At 45.4% G+C, this 16,375-nt stretch carries 13 protein-coding genes and 1 tRNA gene; 6 read left to right on the forward strand and 8 right to left on the reverse strand.

Annotated elements, in window-relative coordinates; genetic code table 11:
* Positions 1-193 precede the first annotated feature (193 nt).
* The 3 genes from ACGHVY_RS02380 to ACGHVY_RS02390 form a co-directional block, all read right to left on the reverse strand.
* Positions 194-266 (reverse strand) — tRNA-Trp (locus ACGHVY_RS02380).
* 65 nt (positions 267-331) lie between these two features.
* Positions 332-685, reverse strand: coding sequence for an arsenate reductase family protein (locus ACGHVY_RS02385; protein ID WP_308744624.1), 354 nt, complete (start codon positions 683-685; stop codon positions 332-334).
* Positions 686-732: 47 nt separating this feature from the next.
* Positions 733-1,311, reverse strand: a complete 579-nt coding sequence (locus ACGHVY_RS02390) for a uracil-DNA glycosylase family protein (protein WP_308744623.1) — start codon at positions 1,309-1,311, stop codon at positions 733-735.
* Between the two features lie 109 nt (positions 1,312-1,420).
* Here ACGHVY_RS02390 and ACGHVY_RS02395 point away from each other — a divergent pair, with 109 nt between their 5' ends.
* Both ACGHVY_RS02395 and ACGHVY_RS02400 read left to right on the forward strand, forming a co-directional pair.
* A complete protein-coding gene (locus tag ACGHVY_RS02395) occupies positions 1,421-4,549 on the forward strand; it encodes a SusC/RagA family TonB-linked outer membrane protein (protein WP_390596894.1) in 3,129 nt (1,042 codons plus the stop codon).
* Between the two features lie 15 nt (positions 4,550-4,564).
* A complete protein-coding gene (locus ACGHVY_RS02400; protein WP_390596895.1) occupies positions 4,565-6,160 on the forward strand; it encodes a SusD/RagB family nutrient-binding outer membrane lipoprotein in 1,596 nt (531 codons plus the stop codon).
* Between the two features lie 130 nt (positions 6,161-6,290).
* Here ACGHVY_RS02400 and ACGHVY_RS02405 read toward each other — a convergent pair whose 3' ends face one another.
* The 3 genes from ACGHVY_RS02405 to ACGHVY_RS02415 all read right to left on the reverse strand — a co-directional run bounded on the left by ACGHVY_RS02405 (position 6,291) and on the right by ACGHVY_RS02415 (position 10,027).
* Entirely contained in the window at positions 6,291-8,426 is a 2,136-nt protein-coding gene (locus tag ACGHVY_RS02405) for a KamA family radical SAM protein (RefSeq protein ID WP_390596897.1), read from the reverse strand.
* A 148-nt stretch (positions 8,427-8,574) separates the two neighbouring features.
* Positions 8,575-9,207, reverse strand: coding sequence for a hypothetical protein (locus tag ACGHVY_RS02410; protein WP_308744619.1), 633 nt, complete (start codon positions 9,205-9,207; stop codon positions 8,575-8,577).
* A gap of 172 nt (positions 9,208-9,379) precedes the next feature.
* On the reverse strand, positions 9,380-10,027 hold the full coding sequence (locus tag ACGHVY_RS02415; protein WP_308744618.1) for an ATP-binding protein: 648 nt from the start codon (positions 10,025-10,027) through the stop codon (positions 9,380-9,382).
* 147 nt (positions 10,028-10,174) lie between these two features.
* On the opposite strand from ACGHVY_RS02415, the gene ACGHVY_RS02420 reads away from it, so the two are divergent.
* The 3 genes from ACGHVY_RS02420 to ACGHVY_RS02430 all read left to right on the forward strand — a co-directional run bounded on the left by ACGHVY_RS02420 (position 10,175) and on the right by ACGHVY_RS02430 (position 12,558).
* The gene (locus tag ACGHVY_RS02420) at positions 10,175-10,351 is read left to right on the forward strand and encodes a histone H1 (protein WP_024988745.1); all 177 of its coding nucleotides are present in this window, start codon (positions 10,175-10,177) and stop codon (positions 10,349-10,351) included.
* A 168-nt stretch (positions 10,352-10,519) separates the two neighbouring features.
* A complete protein-coding gene (locus ACGHVY_RS02425; protein WP_390596900.1) occupies positions 10,520-11,788 on the forward strand; it encodes a putative DNA modification/repair radical SAM protein in 1,269 nt (422 codons plus the stop codon).
* A complete protein-coding gene (locus ACGHVY_RS02430; protein WP_308744616.1) occupies positions 11,785-12,558 on the forward strand; it encodes a TIGR03915 family putative DNA repair protein in 774 nt (257 codons plus the stop codon). Before ACGHVY_RS02425 ends, ACGHVY_RS02430 begins: the two co-directional genes overlap by 4 nt.
* A gap of 14 nt (positions 12,559-12,572) precedes the next feature.
* On the opposite strand, the gene ACGHVY_RS02435 is transcribed toward ACGHVY_RS02430, so the two are convergent.
* Positions 12,573-13,241, reverse strand: a complete 669-nt coding sequence (locus ACGHVY_RS02435; protein WP_308744615.1) for an MgtC/SapB family protein — start codon at positions 13,239-13,241, stop codon at positions 12,573-12,575.
* Between the two features lie 175 nt (positions 13,242-13,416).
* Between ACGHVY_RS02435 and ACGHVY_RS02440 the strand changes: the two genes are divergently transcribed.
* A complete protein-coding gene (locus ACGHVY_RS02440; RefSeq protein ID WP_308744614.1) occupies positions 13,417-13,782 on the forward strand; it encodes a DUF2809 domain-containing protein in 366 nt (121 codons plus the stop codon).
* A 64-nt stretch (positions 13,783-13,846) separates the two neighbouring features.
* Here the strand turns inward: ACGHVY_RS02440 and galB are convergent, their stop codons facing one another.
* Positions 13,847-16,348, reverse strand: coding sequence for a beta-galactosidase GalB (galB, locus tag ACGHVY_RS02445; RefSeq protein WP_390596902.1), 2,502 nt, complete (start codon positions 16,346-16,348; stop codon positions 13,847-13,849).
* Positions 16,349-16,375: the final 27 nt, after the last annotated feature.

Here is a 16,375-nt window from a genome sequence, read left to right on the forward strand (position 1 = left end):
AAAGTTCTACTGTTATTTATGGATAGTAGAACTTTTACTACTTTTGTGGTGCTGGAAAAATAATTGATATGGTAAAGTCATCCGAATTTCATCGGCAGATACCAAAGGAAGGTAAAAAAAATGTGTCCGACATTTGTCCGACCTGTAAACGATAAACAGCTGTAAGTTATTAACTTACAGCTGTTTATCCTTGCACGGGAGGAGAGGCTCGAACTCCCGACACCCGGTTTTGGAGACCGGTGCTCTACCAACTGAGCTACTCCCGTGTTTGCGGCTGCAAAGGTAGTATAAACTTCCGAATCTGCAAATGTTTGGGTAAATAAGTTTTGAATTATTTTAATTTTTCCCATTCGTCGGGCTTGAAACCGACCAGAACAAAACTGTCTGTCACTACCAATGGGCGTTTCACCAGTTTACCGTTTGTTGCCAGTAACGCTATTTGTTCATCTTCACTCATACTTGATAGCTTCTCGCTCAGTTTCAGCTCTTTATAAACCAAACCGCTTGTGTTGAAGAATTTTTTTATCGGCAGGCCGCTACGTGGAATCCATGCTTTTAGTTCTTCTACCGTAGGATTCTCTTCCACGATTAAGCGATTTACAAACTCAATGTTATTTTCTGTTAACCACTTCTTAGCTTTTTGGCAGGTACTGCATGCCGGGTATTGCAAAAATAAGGGTGTCATACGTAGTTTATTATTTAATGATTACTATTATTATATACTGATTCTTTTCATGGGAGTATCTGTAAATCCTGATACATAATCCGGTAAGCAGCCGCTTTCTTATCCAAGGCCAGCGGATATGCCCGCGAGGAGGAAGGCATACGGTATAATCTCATGGCCCGTCCTTCAAAAACGAATTCCGCATAATCGCCGACTTTCGGCTCTTCCACATCAAACTGTTGCCGGAGCGTATCCGTAGCTTTTTGTCCGGTGGTGACAATTGCCTTACATTCGGGAAGTCGGCGAAGCAATGCTGCCACGTCGGTGGCTTCCACCACTTCGAGAAACTTGTCCGAAGCGTTATCCTGCAATCTGCGGATGGAAGAAGCCGTATCGAACAGCGCAATCCCCTTTTCATTCAGAAAGTTTATAATTCGTTCGCGGCAGAACGCTTTTCGTGTCGGATTAAGAAAGTGTTCCTTATCATTGAAGAATAAAACACCGAAAATCCGCCACATGTCATTATTCAGGTTCGGATAGTAGAAATCCATTGACCAGCGTTTTTTCTGTGGCGGAAAACTTCCCAACATAAGCAACTTTGTTTTCGCCGGGAGAAACGGTTCTAACGGATGTTTTTCGATTTCCATTTTTATGTGTCATTTTAATTTTCTGCAAAAATAGTGATTCTATTTATTTCCCTCAAAATCAATGCGAAAAAATGATATATTTAAAATAATTGGTTATTTTTGCGACATAATGAATGCATGGTTTATCGTAATGTTATTGAGAGTAAAAGTCGTTGTTAGCTGCTGTTTAATAAGCCAGTTCTTTTTCCTGAGTGAAAAATGTTACGCTTCAGAGCAACAGATGTTAAAACAAACAATAGAAATCCCTGCTGATAAAACGACAGTAAGGGGGCGCGTTGTCGATACCAAAGGCGAACCGCTTATAGGTGCAACTGTACGTGAGAAAGGGGGAGTCAACGGAACCGTGACCGATATTGACGGAAATTTCTTCTTGTCCGTGCCGGATAGTGCTGTTTTACAAATATCCTTTATAGGCTATGAGACTACAGAAGTTAAAGTTTCAGGCAGGTCCATGCTTGAAATATTTCTTCGGGAAAGTGCCATAGAACTGGATCATGTCATTGTGACCGCCTTAGGGCTCGAAAAGGATGAGGCTACGCTGGCTTATTCCACGCAGAAAATAAAAGGGGAGGAACTCAGCCGTGTGAAAGAAATAAATCTGATTACCGCCCTCGCCGGAAAAGCTGCCGGGGTGCAGGTCAATAAAAACTCTTCCGGTATGGGCGGCTCCGCAAAAATCAGTCTCCGGGGAATCCGTTCGGCATTCGGCGATAACCAGCCGCTTTATGTGATAGACGGAGTACCGATGTCCAACACCACTTCGGAACAATCTTATTCAGCGATTGGCGGAACGGCAAATGCCGGAAACCGGGATAGCGGGGACGGTATTTCTAATTTGAACCCGGAAGATGTGGAAAGCATCAGTATCCTGAAAGGTGCTCCCGCCGCTGCTTTATACGGAAGTATGGCAGCCAACGGTGTGATTCTTATCACTACTAAAAAAGGAAATTCTACCGGACAACGGAGTATTCACTTCTCCACCAGACTGACTTTTGATAAGGCATTCAGCCTGCCTGAGATGCAGAACCGTTATGGCGTAAGCGACGTGACAGATAGCTGGGGTGAAAAGGCAAACTTGGAGAAGCATGATAACCTGAATGATTTCTTCCGTACCGGACTGACATCCATCACTTCCGTATCCGTCAGCTATGGAAATGAAAACCTGCAGACTTACTTCTCTTATGCCAATACGACCGGAAAGGGGATTATTGACCGGAATAAACTGAAGAAGCACAATATCAATTTGCGTGAAACAGCTACCATGTTCAACAAACGTCTGAAACTGGACGGCAACGTCAATGTCATGAAGCAGACGGTAGAGAATAAACCCGTCTCAGGTGGTTTTTATATGAATCCGCTGGTAGGGCTTTATCGTTTCCCCCGTGGCGAAGACCTGTCATTTTATAAGGATAACTTTGAAACCTATGACACTGACCGGAAACTGGGGGTACAGAACTGGCATACATTTACCGAAGACTTCGAACAGAACCCTTATTGGATAGTGAACCGCATACAAAGTAAGGAGACACGTACACGTGTCATCCTTGCACTCTCGGCAAGTGTCAAAGTGAATGGCTGGCTGACGATTCAGGCTCGCGGCAATATGGATTACTGGGGCGACAAGCTACGTCAGAAGTTCTATGCTTCCACCGCTCCCGCTTTGTGTGGAGCGAACGGGCGGTATCTTGAGATGGATTATCAGGAGACGCAGATGTATGGAGACATCATGGCTATGTTCAAGAAAACCTGGGGCGATTTTACACTGGATGCGGCTATCGGCGGCAGTATAAATGACAGAGTCACAAACTCTACCCGCTATGACTCGAAAAATGCCTCTTTGAAGTTTGCCAATGTGTTTAATATCGCCAATATCGTTATGAACAGTTCCGCCAGCATTGACCAGAAAATAGATATGCATCGTCAACTGCAATCACTCTTTGCTACGGCTCAGATTGGCTATAAGGAGAAACTGTTCCTTGACTTGACAGCCCGTAATGACTGGGCATCCACTCTCTCGCATACCACGCATGAGAAATCCGGATTCGCTTACCCTTCTGTCGGTCTTTCCATGTTACTCGACAAATGGGTGAAGATGCCCGGATGGATTTCTTTCGCAAAACTGCGCGGCGCTTACAGTAAGGTAGGCAATGATATTCCGGCACATATCACCAACCCCTCTTCGCATGTCAATGCCGGTGGTGAGATACAGGCGAATGATGCCGCTCCTTTCCGGGAGATGGAGCCGGAAATGACACATGCCATAGAGTTTGGAACGGAATGGAGATTCTTTCAGCATCGTCTGGGAATTAACCTGACTTATTATCGCACTAATACCTATAACCAATTCTTCAAACTCCCTGCACTGGCAGGAGATGTGTACGCTTATCGGTATGTGAATGCCGGAAATATCCAAAACCGGGGGTGGGAAGTGACACTGAACGCGACTCCGGTGCTGAGTGCTGATTTTAGCTGGAAAACCTCTCTGAACTTCTCTTCCAACAAGAATAAGATTGTGAAATTGCATGATGACTTGAAGGAGATGGTGTACGGGCCTACCAGTTTTTCTTCCAGCTATGCGATGAAACTTATTAAAGGCGGTTCTATCGGTGATATTTACGGCAAGGCTTTTGTACGTGATGACCAGGGAAATATTGTCTACGAAACAGAGGGCGACAATAAAGGGTTTCCATCAGTGGAGGGGGACGGCAATACGATAAAAGTGGGAAATGCCAACCCTGTCTTTATGATGGGCTGGAACCATACATTCTCTTACAAAGGTTTCAGCCTCTACTTCCTGCTTGACTGGCGTTATGGCGGTGAGGTGCTTTCACAGACACAGGCGGAAATGGATCTTTACGGAGTGTCGGAAGTAACGGCCGATGCCCGGGATAGGGGATATGTCATGCTTGAGGGGCGGAAGATAGATAATGTAAGGGGATTCTATAAGATAGTGGGCGGACGCGCCGGAGTGACGGAATACTATATGTATGACGCTACCAACCTGCGGTTGCGTGAGGTGTCATTGAGCTATAATCTCCCTAAACAATGGATGCAGAAGACGAAAGTTCTGAAAGATGTGCAACTTTCGTTTGTTGCCCGTAATCTTTGTTTCTTGTATAAGGAAGCTCCTTTTGACCCGGATTTAGTGCTTTCTACGGGGAACGATAATCAGGGGATCGAAGTTTTCGGAATGCCCACTACCCGGAGTCTGGGCTTCTCGGTGAAATGTGAATTTTAAGAGTAGGAGAGAGGTATGAAAAAGAAATATATACATCTATGCCTGACAGGCTTGTTGCTGTTTTCCGTTGCTTGTACCGGAAATTTCCGTGACTATAATACCGATTTATCCGGCATTACGGATGATGACCTGATTATTGATGATAACGGTTATGGAATCCGTTTGGGAATTATCCAGCAGGGTATTTATTTTAACTACGATTATGGGAAAGGCAAGAACTGGCCTTTCCAGTTGACGCAGAACCTGAATGCGGATATGTTCAGCGGATATATGCATGATGCCAAACCGCTGAACGGTGGTTCGCACAACTCCGACTATAATATGCAGGACGGTTGGAACAGCGCGATGTGGACACATATGTATTCGTATGTTTTTCCGCAGATATACCAGTCGGAGAATGCCACACGGAACACTCAGCCTGCCTTGTTCGGCATCACGAAAATACTAAAGGTGGAAGCCATGCATCGCGTGACGGATTATTACGGTCCTATCATCTACAAGAATTTCGCCAACGCGGCAAACCATTACCGTCCCGATACGCAAAAAGATGTTTATTATGAGTTCTTCAATGAACTCGACTCGGCGGTTGTTGCCCTTATCGGTTATATAGAGGAGAAGCCGGATGCCAATGAATTTGCCCGTTTTGATATTCTGCTGGATGGTAACTATACTTCCTGGATAAAATTTGCCAATTCCTTGCGCCTTCGTCTTGCCATGCGTTTGGCATCCGTTGTTCCCGATAAGGCGCAGGGTGAAATTGGGAAAATAAAGAAAAACGGCTACGGTGTCTTTGAAACGGTTACAGAGAAAGTGGCGGTTTCTACCCAATCGGGATATACCAATCCATTGGGCGAACTCAACCTTGTATGGAATGAAACCTATATGAGTGCCCCGATGGAATCCATCCTGACAGGCTACAATGACCCTCGTCTGGAAGTTTATTTCAAACCTTGCACGGATGTTGAATTTAAAAATGAATATCGTGGAATCCGTCAGGGAACCTGCTTTGCCCACAACCATTATGCCGGGTTGTCGAAACTGTCCGTCACCCAATCTACGGATGCTCCCCTGATGACCGCTTCGGAAATTTGGTTTCTGCGTGCCGAAGCCGCTTTGCGGGGATGGACGGACGAAGATGAAGAGGTCTGCTATCGGAACGGAGTGACGACCTCTTTTCAGCAATGGGGAGTCTATGGAGCGGAAGAGTATCTGCAAAGTGACCTGACTGCCGCTGACTTTATAGATACCTATGACGAAGAGAACAATATCGAAGCCCGTTGTAAAATATCTCCCAAATGGGACAGGGAGGACGACAAGGAAACGAAACTGGAAAAGATAATCACTCAAAAATGGATTGCCATGTTCCCTGAAGGCTGTGAGGCTTGGGCGGAACAGAGACGGACGGGGTATCCCCGCTTATTTCCCGTGCGCTTCAATCATAGCAGGAACGGATGCATAGATCCGGAAATCATGGTACGCCGCCTTAACTTCCCCGGCACCCTTCAGACAGAAGACCCTGACCAATATCTTGCACTTGTACAAGCGCTGGGTGGAGAAGACCATGGTGGCACACGCCTCTGGTGGGATACAGGAAATAATAACCTGGAATAAGAAACTGCGGAAATAATAATGCCGGACGTATTACAACAAGCCCCCGAAGCGTCTTCTCTTTAGGAATCACCAACGGTGGGCTGACTGCAATTATAGCAAATATAGTAATACGTGTAAAAGAAGAAAAGGATTAGCCCTCAAGACTTAAATTGCTCATTCTCTCAGTGATGTGGAAGGGAAAATCCGGATACTCGTAAAGACTGAAGCGAGGTTCGGTTTCTCCTTTCGTATAGCTCCATATCGAGGTGTAATCTTCCGGGTCTTCCCCCATTTTGGCCAACTGGCGCAGATAAGCCGCCAACGATTTATTCTCCACAATATAAATCTGTCCCATCTGGTCGATAATCGGACTATGATGACGAGTGCCGTCATGCTCAAAACGCAGAATACGCTTCCCTTCTTCCGTCAGCCCCACCAATTGGAAAGTCATACTCTTGCCGATAGCCGGTAAATTCAACACGCTACGGTCTGTAGCAAGGAAAGGCAAACGGTGCTTTCTCATAAAGCGTCTCAACTGCTTGGCGACATCTTCTTTCGGTTCTTCTTCCATCTCCGCCTTTGTCTCCAAGATTCGATAGAGTTCTTCCGCCTGCTCCGAAGTCATCTGTCCATATATCTTCTCTTCCTGCTGCTCCTGCATCGAACGGCTGTTCGGCGCAAATACCGCATGATTCTCATTGAATCCCTTCACGGAAAAAGTATAATAACACATCACTCCCAAAGAATTGAGCACCTGCCGAAGCCGTGTGGTATGTCCCCGTCGCGAAGCCGCCACCGTATATACCAACTGGTTCGTAATAATCCATCCTGCAGAAAGAATCTTCCGGATAGCCTCTTTGGCTTCCGGTGTCACCTCTAGCGGTGTCTGAAAATGTGTCTGAATAATAAACTGCTTCACCCCGATAGCCGAAGCCTTCTCCTTAAATTCCCGCAACAGTTCCACCAGTCCGTCATTGATGCGCATCGGCAGATAAGCCAACAATCGTGATCCCAACCGTACCCGTTGCAACTCCGCATATTTCTCACCTTCCGGTCGTTCAAGGTTCGCCCTCTGCTTCCGTGCGGCCATCCTGTATACCGCATCCAAAATATTCTGCAGTGTCTTGTTCTGGCTCATCAACGCATCCCCACCGGTAATCAGAATATCCCGCAACTGCGTATCCTCTTCAAAATATGTCATCAACCGCCGTAACTTACGATCCCAAGACTCCTTCGGGCGTAGAGACTCAAACTCAAAATTCAACCGTTCACTCTGAAAATCATACATCCGCTGGCAAGAAGCACAAAGCCCCCCGCAAGCCCTTCCCATCGTATCGGGAATCAGAATAGCCACTTCCGGATACCGCCGGTGAATATTGTGCCCGTCCGGCAACAGCCACCCCGCTGCGTTCGGCTTTCCGGGTTCTACAATATCTTCCTTCTCCCACGCATGAATATTCCCGTACGTCTCCACCAACCGTGGCGAATAAAGAATATAACTCCGGATTGCTTCGTCATTATACCCATATCCCGTCACATTCAGCAACGACAAATAATAAGGAGTGGCAAAGAACGGCATTCCTTTCTTCCGTGCCTTATAAAGCAAATACATAGTCTCCGACGAAAGTGAATTACCCAGAAAGCGGTTCAACTCTCCCGGGCTCTTCACCGCCATTGACAAGTGAAAACGAAAATCATTCCACCACTCACTCACCAGCTTGTATTTTTCCTCATAACTCATCCCTTCCTCAAAGTGAAAACGCACCGAAGGTTTCGACTTCCTGTTCTCAATCTTCTGAATCAGCAAATGTAGCATCCGTTCCTTATTCTCGTCCCGAATTTCGCGTACCTCTTCGTCCAACCCCGTTTCCCACCGGTCATTCCGGTTCTTAATGCGCTGAACCGACGGAAAAGGAACCATATCCCCTTTCAACCGTCTGAACATCTGAAAAATCTCAATAAATAAATCTGTCGGCATCTCCATATTCTCCAACGTCTCCGTCAGAAACTCATAAAGCAGCCGAATAGTCCGTACCGGCATATTCTGTCCCGTAGACAGTTCATGCACATCCAGCCCGTCATACTGGAGTAAGAGTCGAATTTGCTCCCTTGCCTCTTCCGCAGCCTGGTTCTCTATATCACAAGTGTCCAGCAATCTCAGCAATCCAGCCTTAAAGTCCTCAACAGTAGTACTTCTTTCAGCTATCTCCACCAATTCCGGAATCTCCTGACCATAGATTTGTTTCAACTGTGAAAAAGTAAGCGTAAGCATTTTCTTTTGTTTCATAAGCAATCCATTTCTTTTTGTTGGTTAATAATAAAGATGGTATGTCGGTTTTCATAGAGCCTATAAAGATAACAAAAAAAGCAGAGGTTCAAAACCCCTGCTTTTCCTATCATGTTATTCTTTACGGTTTTCTAACATTTACGGCTACTTATTTTTTCGTTTCCGTGTCATCCTTTTTTTGTTTCGGTTCCTTTTTGGCCAGTAGGACGATATTATATACATAATCCGTCATCCACTGTTCCGAGTATCCCAAACGTTCCTTGTACTGACGGACAGCGGCTGCTGTCTTATGCACGTCATCAGCTTTCCATACCATCTTGGTACATACATCATGTACCGTCTTTTGTGTCATGCCATATAGAGCCTTCTTGAAAATAGACGGCATACGGAACTTCCACTGCATCAAGTTTCCCATCAACATCATCAAGTCATTGGAGAATCCCTGATACATAAACAAATAAGACTGGATATCATTCTGTGTGCGGCAATTGCGTTTCACCGAAGCGTCAATTTCTTTGAAGAAACTCTCGTTCAGCCCGTAATCCTGCATCAACATTTTGCGTGAAGCCGACTTCTCTGCCAATCCCAACTTGCCATTCTGGGTAGGTACCTTAAACAGGCGTTTAAAGTTGGCCACATCCGGCAGGAAGCGGATATTTGTAATACCAAGATTCGTGGCGATAACTGACTGGAAATAAACCCGGGTCAGAGATATGAAATCTTCTACGTTGCCGACTTTTGTTTCATCGGATTTTTTCTTGAATAAACCAAATAAGCTCATTGTTATATTTACAATTTTATTATTTACAATTTACTGTTGGAGTGCGTGGGGAGTTATATCACATAACTATCCTTTGGCAATCTGCCCGCAAAGGTACAAAAACAGTTGGGTTTCACCAACATTCCAACTCCTTTTCGATGTCCGGCATTGTCTCTTTTTTATTATATTGTGGTTATTCGTTCTTCATTCGGAAGTAGAATTTATGATTTTCGAACACAGGCTCCACAATATCATAACGGACAAATTTGGCAAGCAGATGTTCGGCAGCGCGGCGTGAAAGTCCTGTCTGGCGGCAATAGCGGTTGAGTGAAAGTAAAGCCCCCTGTTCCAGTTGGTTCAGTAAAAGCTGTTCCCGCTCAGTGTAGCGGATAAGCTCCCCACGCGGACTGTCACTCTGTTGCCATACACGTAGGTGTATAGGAGTTGCCAGTATGTTTTCGTCTTTGATGCGGAGATAGGCGAGAGGTTTTCCCGTTTCATCTTTGGCATAAACCGGTTTGTGCGGAGTCTCTTCAATCGTTGCTACCAAAACCTGTCGTCCTTCTGCTATATATGTTTTTAGGGTATATTCCACTTCCGGGACACAGTAAAGTTGTGCCGCAGCTTCAATCATATATTTCTCTTCTTCGGAGCGTACTCCGGCAATTTTTCCGTTGTCCTTCACACCGATAAGCAACCGTCCCCCGTCGGTGTTGGCAAAAGCGGAGAGTGTCTTGGCTATTTTTCGGGCGTCGGAGATTTCGAACTTAAAATCCTGTTGTTGATGCTCACCTTCAGCAATCAGTGTATGTATATAATCGGTATCTGTAAGCAGTTTCATGGTTGCAAAGGTAGATAAAAAAGGTGAAAACCCCTTTTTTTGCATAATTTTCGAAGAATATTTCAAAAAAAATATTGTTTTTATGCGTTTATTTCGGGAAACAGTGTATTTTTGCGGCACATTATTAACGAAAAAAATAAAAGGATTATGAAAGAATTGGTAGAAAAAGTAGCAGCTCTTTATGCTGACTTCTCAAAAGATGCTAACGCTCAGATTGAAAACGGTAACAAAGCAGCAGGAACTCGTGCTCGTAAGGCTTCTTTGGAAATCGAAAAAGCTATGAAAGAATTCCGTAAAGCATCTTTGGAAGCTGCTAAGCAGTAATATTAGTAGACTACTAAGATACAGGAAAAAGGAGAGGGTCTGTCGCTTGCGGCAGACCCTCTTTCTGTGTTGGAAGTATCTTTTTTAATGGAAGATTTGGAAATGGATATTCAAATCAAATTAAATCGTATATTTGCGGAATAATCAGATTGATCAGATTGGGAATTTATGAACGAAAATGTCTTGGCTAAACTGAAGATACTCGCGGAATCCGCGAAGTATGACGTTTCCTGCTCTTCCAGTGGCACTGTACGCTCCAACAAACCGGGGATGCTGGGCAATACTGTCGGAGGATGGGGAATATGCCATAGTTTTGCCGAAGACGGACGGTGCATATCGTTGCTGAAAATCATGCTTACCAATTATTGTATCTACGATTGTGCTTACTGCATCAACCGCCGCAGCAACGACCTTCCGCGTGCCACTTTCTCCGTATCCGAATTAGTGGAACTGACGATGGAATTTTATCGTCGTAACTATATAGAAGGATTATTCCTCAGCTCCGGCGTTGTCCGTAACCCGGATTATACAATGGAACGGTTGGTGCGTGTGGCAAAAGACCTGCGGCAAGTGTATCGCTTCAACGGATATATCCACCTGAAAAGTATCCCCGGTGCCAGCCGCGAACTGGTGAACGAAGCCGGACTGTATGCCGACCGTCTTAGCGTCAACGTAGAAATTCCCAAAGAAGAAAACCTGAAACTTCTTGCACCGGAGAAAGACCATAAAAGTGTCTTTGCCCCCATGAAGTACATTCAGCAAGGGGTATTGGAGAGTAAGGAAGAGCGGCAGAAATTCCGTCATGCCCCGCGTTTCGCACCTGCCGGACAGAGTACGCAAGTTATTGTCGGTGCTACTTCCGAATCGGATAAAGACATTCTGTTCCTCTCGTCGGCACTTTACAACCGTCCCACGATGAAGCGTGTCTATTACTCCGGCTATGTTTCTGTAAATACTTACGACAAGCGCCTGCCCGCCTTGAAGCAACCACCACTGGTACGCGAAAACCGGCTTTATCAGGCTGACTGGCTGTTACGTTTCTACCAGTTCAAAGTAGACGAAATAGTGGACGACTCTTATCCGGACCTTGATCTTGAAATAGACCCGAAGCTCTCATGGGCATTGCGCCACCCTGAGCATTTCCCGGTCGACATTAATAAAGCGGATTACGAAATGCTTCTCCGTGTGCCGGGTATCGGTGTGAAATCGGCGAAGCTGATTGTCGCTTCCCGGCGTTTCTCCCGACTGGGGTTCTACGAATTAAAGAAGATAGGAGTGGTGATGAAGAAAGCACAATATTTCATTACCTGTAAGGAACTTCCTCTCCAAATACAGACTGTGAACGAGCTTTCTCCGCAACGGGTACGTTCTTTGTTATTGCCGAAACCGAAAAAGAAAGTGGATGAACGACAGTTGATACTTGATTTTGGAGAATGAATATTTATATCTACGATAAAACCTTTGACGGTCTGCTGACTGCTGTCTTTGATGCTTATTTCCGTAAGACCTTTCCCGACGAACTTTTGTCGGAAGGAGATGCTTTGCCCTTGTTTTATGATGAACTGCATACAGTAGTCACTGATGAAGAAAAAGCCACTCGTGTATGGCGCGGTTTACAGAAAAAAGTTTCATCTTCGGCATTGGGGTGTCTTACTCAAAGCTGGTTGTCGGAACTGCCGGAAGTAGGGATGCTTATTTTTCGTTATATCCGTAAGGCGATTGATTCTCCCCGTTCCATTGAAACTAACTTTGCTGACCCGGATGTACTGCAATTGGCACAAATCTGGAAGAAGGTAGATGGTGAACGTGTGCACCTGATGCAGTTCGTCCGTTTTCAGAAGGCTGCGGACGGTACATTCTTTGCTGCTTTCGAACCGCAATTTAATGCATTGCCGCTTACCGTTCATCACTTTAAAGACCGTTTTGCCGACCAAAAGTGGATTATCTATGATATGAAACGTCGCTATGGATTTTATTACGATTTACAAGAAGTGACTACGATTTCTTTTGATGATGACAGTCGAGAATCCCACCTGATAACGGGAATGCTTGACGAAAGCCTTATGGATAAAGACGAAAAACTCTTCCAGCAACTTTGGAAAACCTATTTCAAGGCGATTTGTATAAAAGAGCGCATTAATCCGAGGAAACACAGGCAGGATATGCCTGTGCGCTATTGGAAGTATCTGACAGAGAAACAGCGATAGTCCGGCAAGGGAACTTATTCAATCCGTTGCACCGTCACGTCCGGAAATTCCTGTATCAGAGAAAGTAGTTGGCCTTCATCATTGTTCCGCTTTGATTTGATTACCATTGTTACCTGATAAGATTCGGTTTCGCTTGTGTGAGAGGTTTCCATTTCATAGGAGACTATTAGATAGTCTTTGGAGTTGAATCTGTCTGCTATCAGTTTCAGCGTGTCTTTATTGGTGGTAGAGAAAGATACCATTGAACTTTTCATGCCGATACTCTTGAAGAGATAACTGAGCAGTTCCAGTCCGACAAGAGTCAATACCATAGCGGCAATTCCGATAGTATACATTCCAGCACCGACTGCCAGCCCGATGCCTGCCGTTGCCCAAATGCCTGCCGCAGTGGTTAGTCCGCGGACTATTTGCTTCTGAAAGATGATGGTTCCTGCACCGATAAATCCGATGCCACTGACAACTTGTGCAGCTACACGACTTGGGTCGAGCGTCACACTGTTTTCTTTTATAATCTCCTGAAATCCGTATTGGGAGACAATCATAATCAGTGCACTGCCTAGTGAAACGAGGAAATGAGTGCGGTATCCGGCTTCTTTGGCACGGTATTCACGGTCCAGTCCGATAATGGCTCCGAGTATTCCGGCAACTAGCAAGCGTAATACAAAATCCATGTTCAACATCATACGTTCAATCTCCTTTCTGTTTTTTATTGTTTGTGGATAAAATGCTTAGACCTATAAATATACAATTATTTCCTCTTTTTGTGTCGTTAATTTAGTAATATTTGAATGTATCCGTTCTATTTTATCGTATATTCGCACACTCAAATAAATGTTTAATCCCGTGATTGGGTGAATAATGAAGAAAAGAATATTTTATATAATCAGCTTTTTGGTAATCTTTTGTGTAGAAGTACTGATTGCCTTGTATGTGCGTGATAATTTTGTGCGTCCATACATCGGGGATGTATTGGTCGTTGTGCTGGTATATTGTTTTGTGAGGATATTTTTGCCGACAGGTATTCCACGAATGCCGTTCTATGTATTTCTCTTTGCCTGTTTTGTGGAGATGATGCAGTACTTCCAGTTGGCAGAAACTTTAGGTATTACGAATCGCGTAGCCAGAGTTGTTCTAGGCTCTACGTTCGATTGGGCGGATATTGCTTGTTATGCAGTGGGATGCGTACTGATTATTTTATTTGAGCGCTTGTCTCAACGGAAATAACAAAAAAACGGGGTGAGAATCGTAAGTACGACCATCACCCCATTTTTTATAAGAGCATTGCTTCCTACTTGCTTTCAATCTCCAGCACACCTTTCACCAGCCCTTTTCCGCTAGCTTCCAGTATAATCTTTCCCGGCTTGTCGGAAGAAGAAACGATAGCAGTCATCATACCGCTGAAGACCTTCATCTTCGGAGTTTGGAACGATTCGAGCGAAGCGGGATTTCCGTTGGCTCCTGCACGGTATGTTCCTGCACCTTTCACTTTAAAGCTGATAACGTTGTCAGCTAGCGGACAGAGGTTGCCGTCTTTATCCACTACTCTGACAGTGACAAACGACAGGTCTTTTTCATCGGCTTTGATTTGTGTACGGTCCGGTATCAGTTCAATATGATGAGGCTTTCCGGCTGTATGAATCTCCTTTTCGGCGACAGCCTTGCCGTCTTTATCATAAGCTACGACTTTCACCGTACCCGGTTCGTACTTTGTATCCATCCACATCAGGCGATAACGCTGCTGGCGTTTGAGGTTAGCCATAGAAGCGGAATCGGCACTGTTGTCAATCGTTATGGAGAGGTCTTTCGTACGTTTGCCCTGACTCTTGCCGTTGATAAACAGTTCGGCAGACGGATAGTTGGTATAGACAAATACGGGCACTACTTCCCCTTCGTGTCCTTCCCAATTCCAGTGCGGCAGGATATGGAGCGTTTCTTCCTTTTTGTTCCAATGGCTGCGATAGAGATAATAACGGTCTTTCGGCAATCCGGCAAGGTCAATGATTCCGAATAGGGAAGAATGGCTTGGCCAGTCCGTATAATAAGGGGTCGGTTCGCCCAGATAGTCGAATCCGGTCCATACAAATTCTCCGATACAATATGGCAAGTCTTCATGCTGAATGAAATCATCTTCGGGCAGATTAGACCATCCGCAGTGTTCTACGTCATAAGAAGAAGCCTGATGATCGGGATATTTCTGCATCGAACGGCGGGCAACAGGCAGTTTGTATACACCACGTGAGCTGACCGTTGAAGCGGTCTCACTGCCCAGGATAATCTGTTGCGGGAGTTTCTTGTAATTTTCCTGGTATTTGTGCGGGCGATAGTTGAATCCGGCTACGTCCATCACGGCAGCCATATTGTTATTAACCACAGCGTCGGGAGCATCCATACCTTGAGTGACGGGACGTGTAGGATCCTCACGATGGCAGATGTCCTGCAGGAATCGGGAGAGTTTCGGACCGCGGTCGCCGTTCCACTGGTCGGGAACTTCATTTCCGATACACCACATTACTACACTGGGGTTGTTACGGAACTGATGAAGCAGATTCACCAAATCTTTCTCCACCCATTCGTCAAAAACCTTATGATAACCGTTCTGCAATTTAGCACCTTTCCATTCGTCGAATGATTCCGCCATCACCATCATACCCATCTCGTCACAAGCGCGAATCAACTCCGGTGCGGGCATATTGTGAGAAGTACGGATGGCGTTGCAACCCATATCCTTCAATATACGTATCTGACGACGGATACCGGCTTCATTGGCGATACCACCCAACGGTCCTAAGTCATGATGATTGCAGACCCCCTTGAACACAGTGCGTTCTCCGTTCAGATAAAATCCTTTGTTCGGGATGATTTCAATAGACCGTATACCGAACGGTGTGGTATACTCGTCTTTCAGTGTATTGCCCTCGTAAACCTTGGATACGGCAGAATAGAGAGATGGTGAGTCGGGCGACCAGAGCAGGGGAGTATCTATCACGAAATTCTGTTCAAATATATTTCCGTCATACTTTCTTCCTTTTTCTTCGTTGGTGGCTACAACTTTGCCGTCGGGAGCTTTCAGCTCAGTCACAATGCGGTAATCAGTAAAAGACTTGCCGGAAGGAAATTCGAGACAGGTTTTCAGGTTTACTTTGGCAAACTCCTTTTTCACGACAGGGGTAGTAAGCTGCGTTCCCCATGTCGGGACATGGGCGTCTTCGTTAATCACCAGATGGACATTCCGATACAGTCCTGCACCCGGATACCAGCGTGAAGATTCGGTTTCGTTTTCCAAACGGATGGCTAATGTGTTCTGTTCGCCCGCTTTCAGATAAGGGGTAGCGTCGATACGGAAAGAGTTGTAGCCGTAGGGCCAGTAACCTGCTTCCTGTCCGTTGATGTACACGCGGGCATGACTCATGGCACCGTCAAGAATAAGAGTTGCTTTCTTGCCGGAAGAGAAACCCGGAACTTCGAAATTCAGGCGATACCAGCCTACTCCGACAAAAGGAAGTCCGCCTGTACGTCCCGCGTGTTCCATTGCTTCCTTTTGGCCATCCTGGGTGATAGCTACGTTCTGTTTGTCGTTGTCGATGCTGAAAGGACCATAAATAGCCCAGTCGTGAGGGACGGTGACGGATTGCCATTTGGCGTCGTCATACTGTTTCTGACTGAAATTCTTGTCGTCTTCACGAGTGAATTTCCATCCTTTCTCAAAGGTGTGTTCAGTGCGCACTTGCGCGATGACCAATGTCGGTAAAGCTGCTAATAGAGCTGCTGCGATTTTAAGATGTTTATTCATACATATAGGGGGTAAAGATTGTTTTTC

This window comes from Bacteroides sp. f07 (assembly GCF_042854785.1).
Lineage (GTDB): Bacteria > Bacteroidota > Bacteroidia > Bacteroidales > Bacteroidaceae > Bacteroides.

What these genes read in the sequence shown, in the direction of transcription:
- ACGHVY_RS02420 (WP_024988745.1), top strand. Translation starts at nt 10,175, where the DNA reads ATGAAAGAATTGGTAGAAAAAGTAGCAGCTCTTTATGCTGACTTCTCA.
- ACGHVY_RS02415 (WP_308744618.1), bottom strand. Translation starts at nt 10,027, where the DNA reads ATGAAACTGCTTACAGATACCGATTATATACATACACTGATTGCTGAA.
- ACGHVY_RS02440 (WP_308744614.1), top strand. Translation starts at nt 13,417, where the DNA reads ATGAAGAAAAGAATATTTTATATAATCAGCTTTTTGGTAATCTTTTGT.
- ACGHVY_RS02385 (WP_308744624.1), bottom strand. Translation starts at nt 685, where the DNA reads ATGACACCCTTATTTTTGCAATACCCGGCATGCAGTACCTGCCAAAAA.
- galB (WP_390596902.1), bottom strand. Translation starts at nt 16,348, where the DNA reads ATGAATAAACATCTTAAAATCGCAGCAGCTCTATTAGCAGCTTTACCG.
- ACGHVY_RS02395 (WP_390596894.1), top strand. Translation starts at nt 1,421, where the DNA reads ATGAATGCATGGTTTATCGTAATGTTATTGAGAGTAAAAGTCGTTGTT.
- ACGHVY_RS02425 (WP_390596900.1), top strand. Translation starts at nt 10,520, where the DNA reads ATGAACGAAAATGTCTTGGCTAAACTGAAGATACTCGCGGAATCCGCG.
- ACGHVY_RS02405 (WP_390596897.1), bottom strand. Translation starts at nt 8,426, where the DNA reads ATGAAACAAAAGAAAATGCTTACGCTTACTTTTTCACAGTTGAAACAA.
- ACGHVY_RS02400 (WP_390596895.1), top strand. Translation starts at nt 4,565, where the DNA reads ATGAAAAAGAAATATATACATCTATGCCTGACAGGCTTGTTGCTGTTT.
- ACGHVY_RS02435 (WP_308744615.1), bottom strand. Translation starts at nt 13,241, where the DNA reads ATGATGTTGAACATGGATTTTGTATTACGCTTGCTAGTTGCCGGAATA.
- ACGHVY_RS02390 (WP_308744623.1), bottom strand. Translation starts at nt 1,311, where the DNA reads ATGGAAATCGAAAAACATCCGTTAGAACCGTTTCTCCCGGCGAAAACA.
- ACGHVY_RS02430 (WP_308744616.1), top strand. Translation starts at nt 11,785, where the DNA reads ATGAATATTTATATCTACGATAAAACCTTTGACGGTCTGCTGACTGCT.
- ACGHVY_RS02410 (WP_308744619.1), bottom strand. Translation starts at nt 9,207, where the DNA reads ATGAGCTTATTTGGTTTATTCAAGAAAAAATCCGATGAAACAAAAGTC.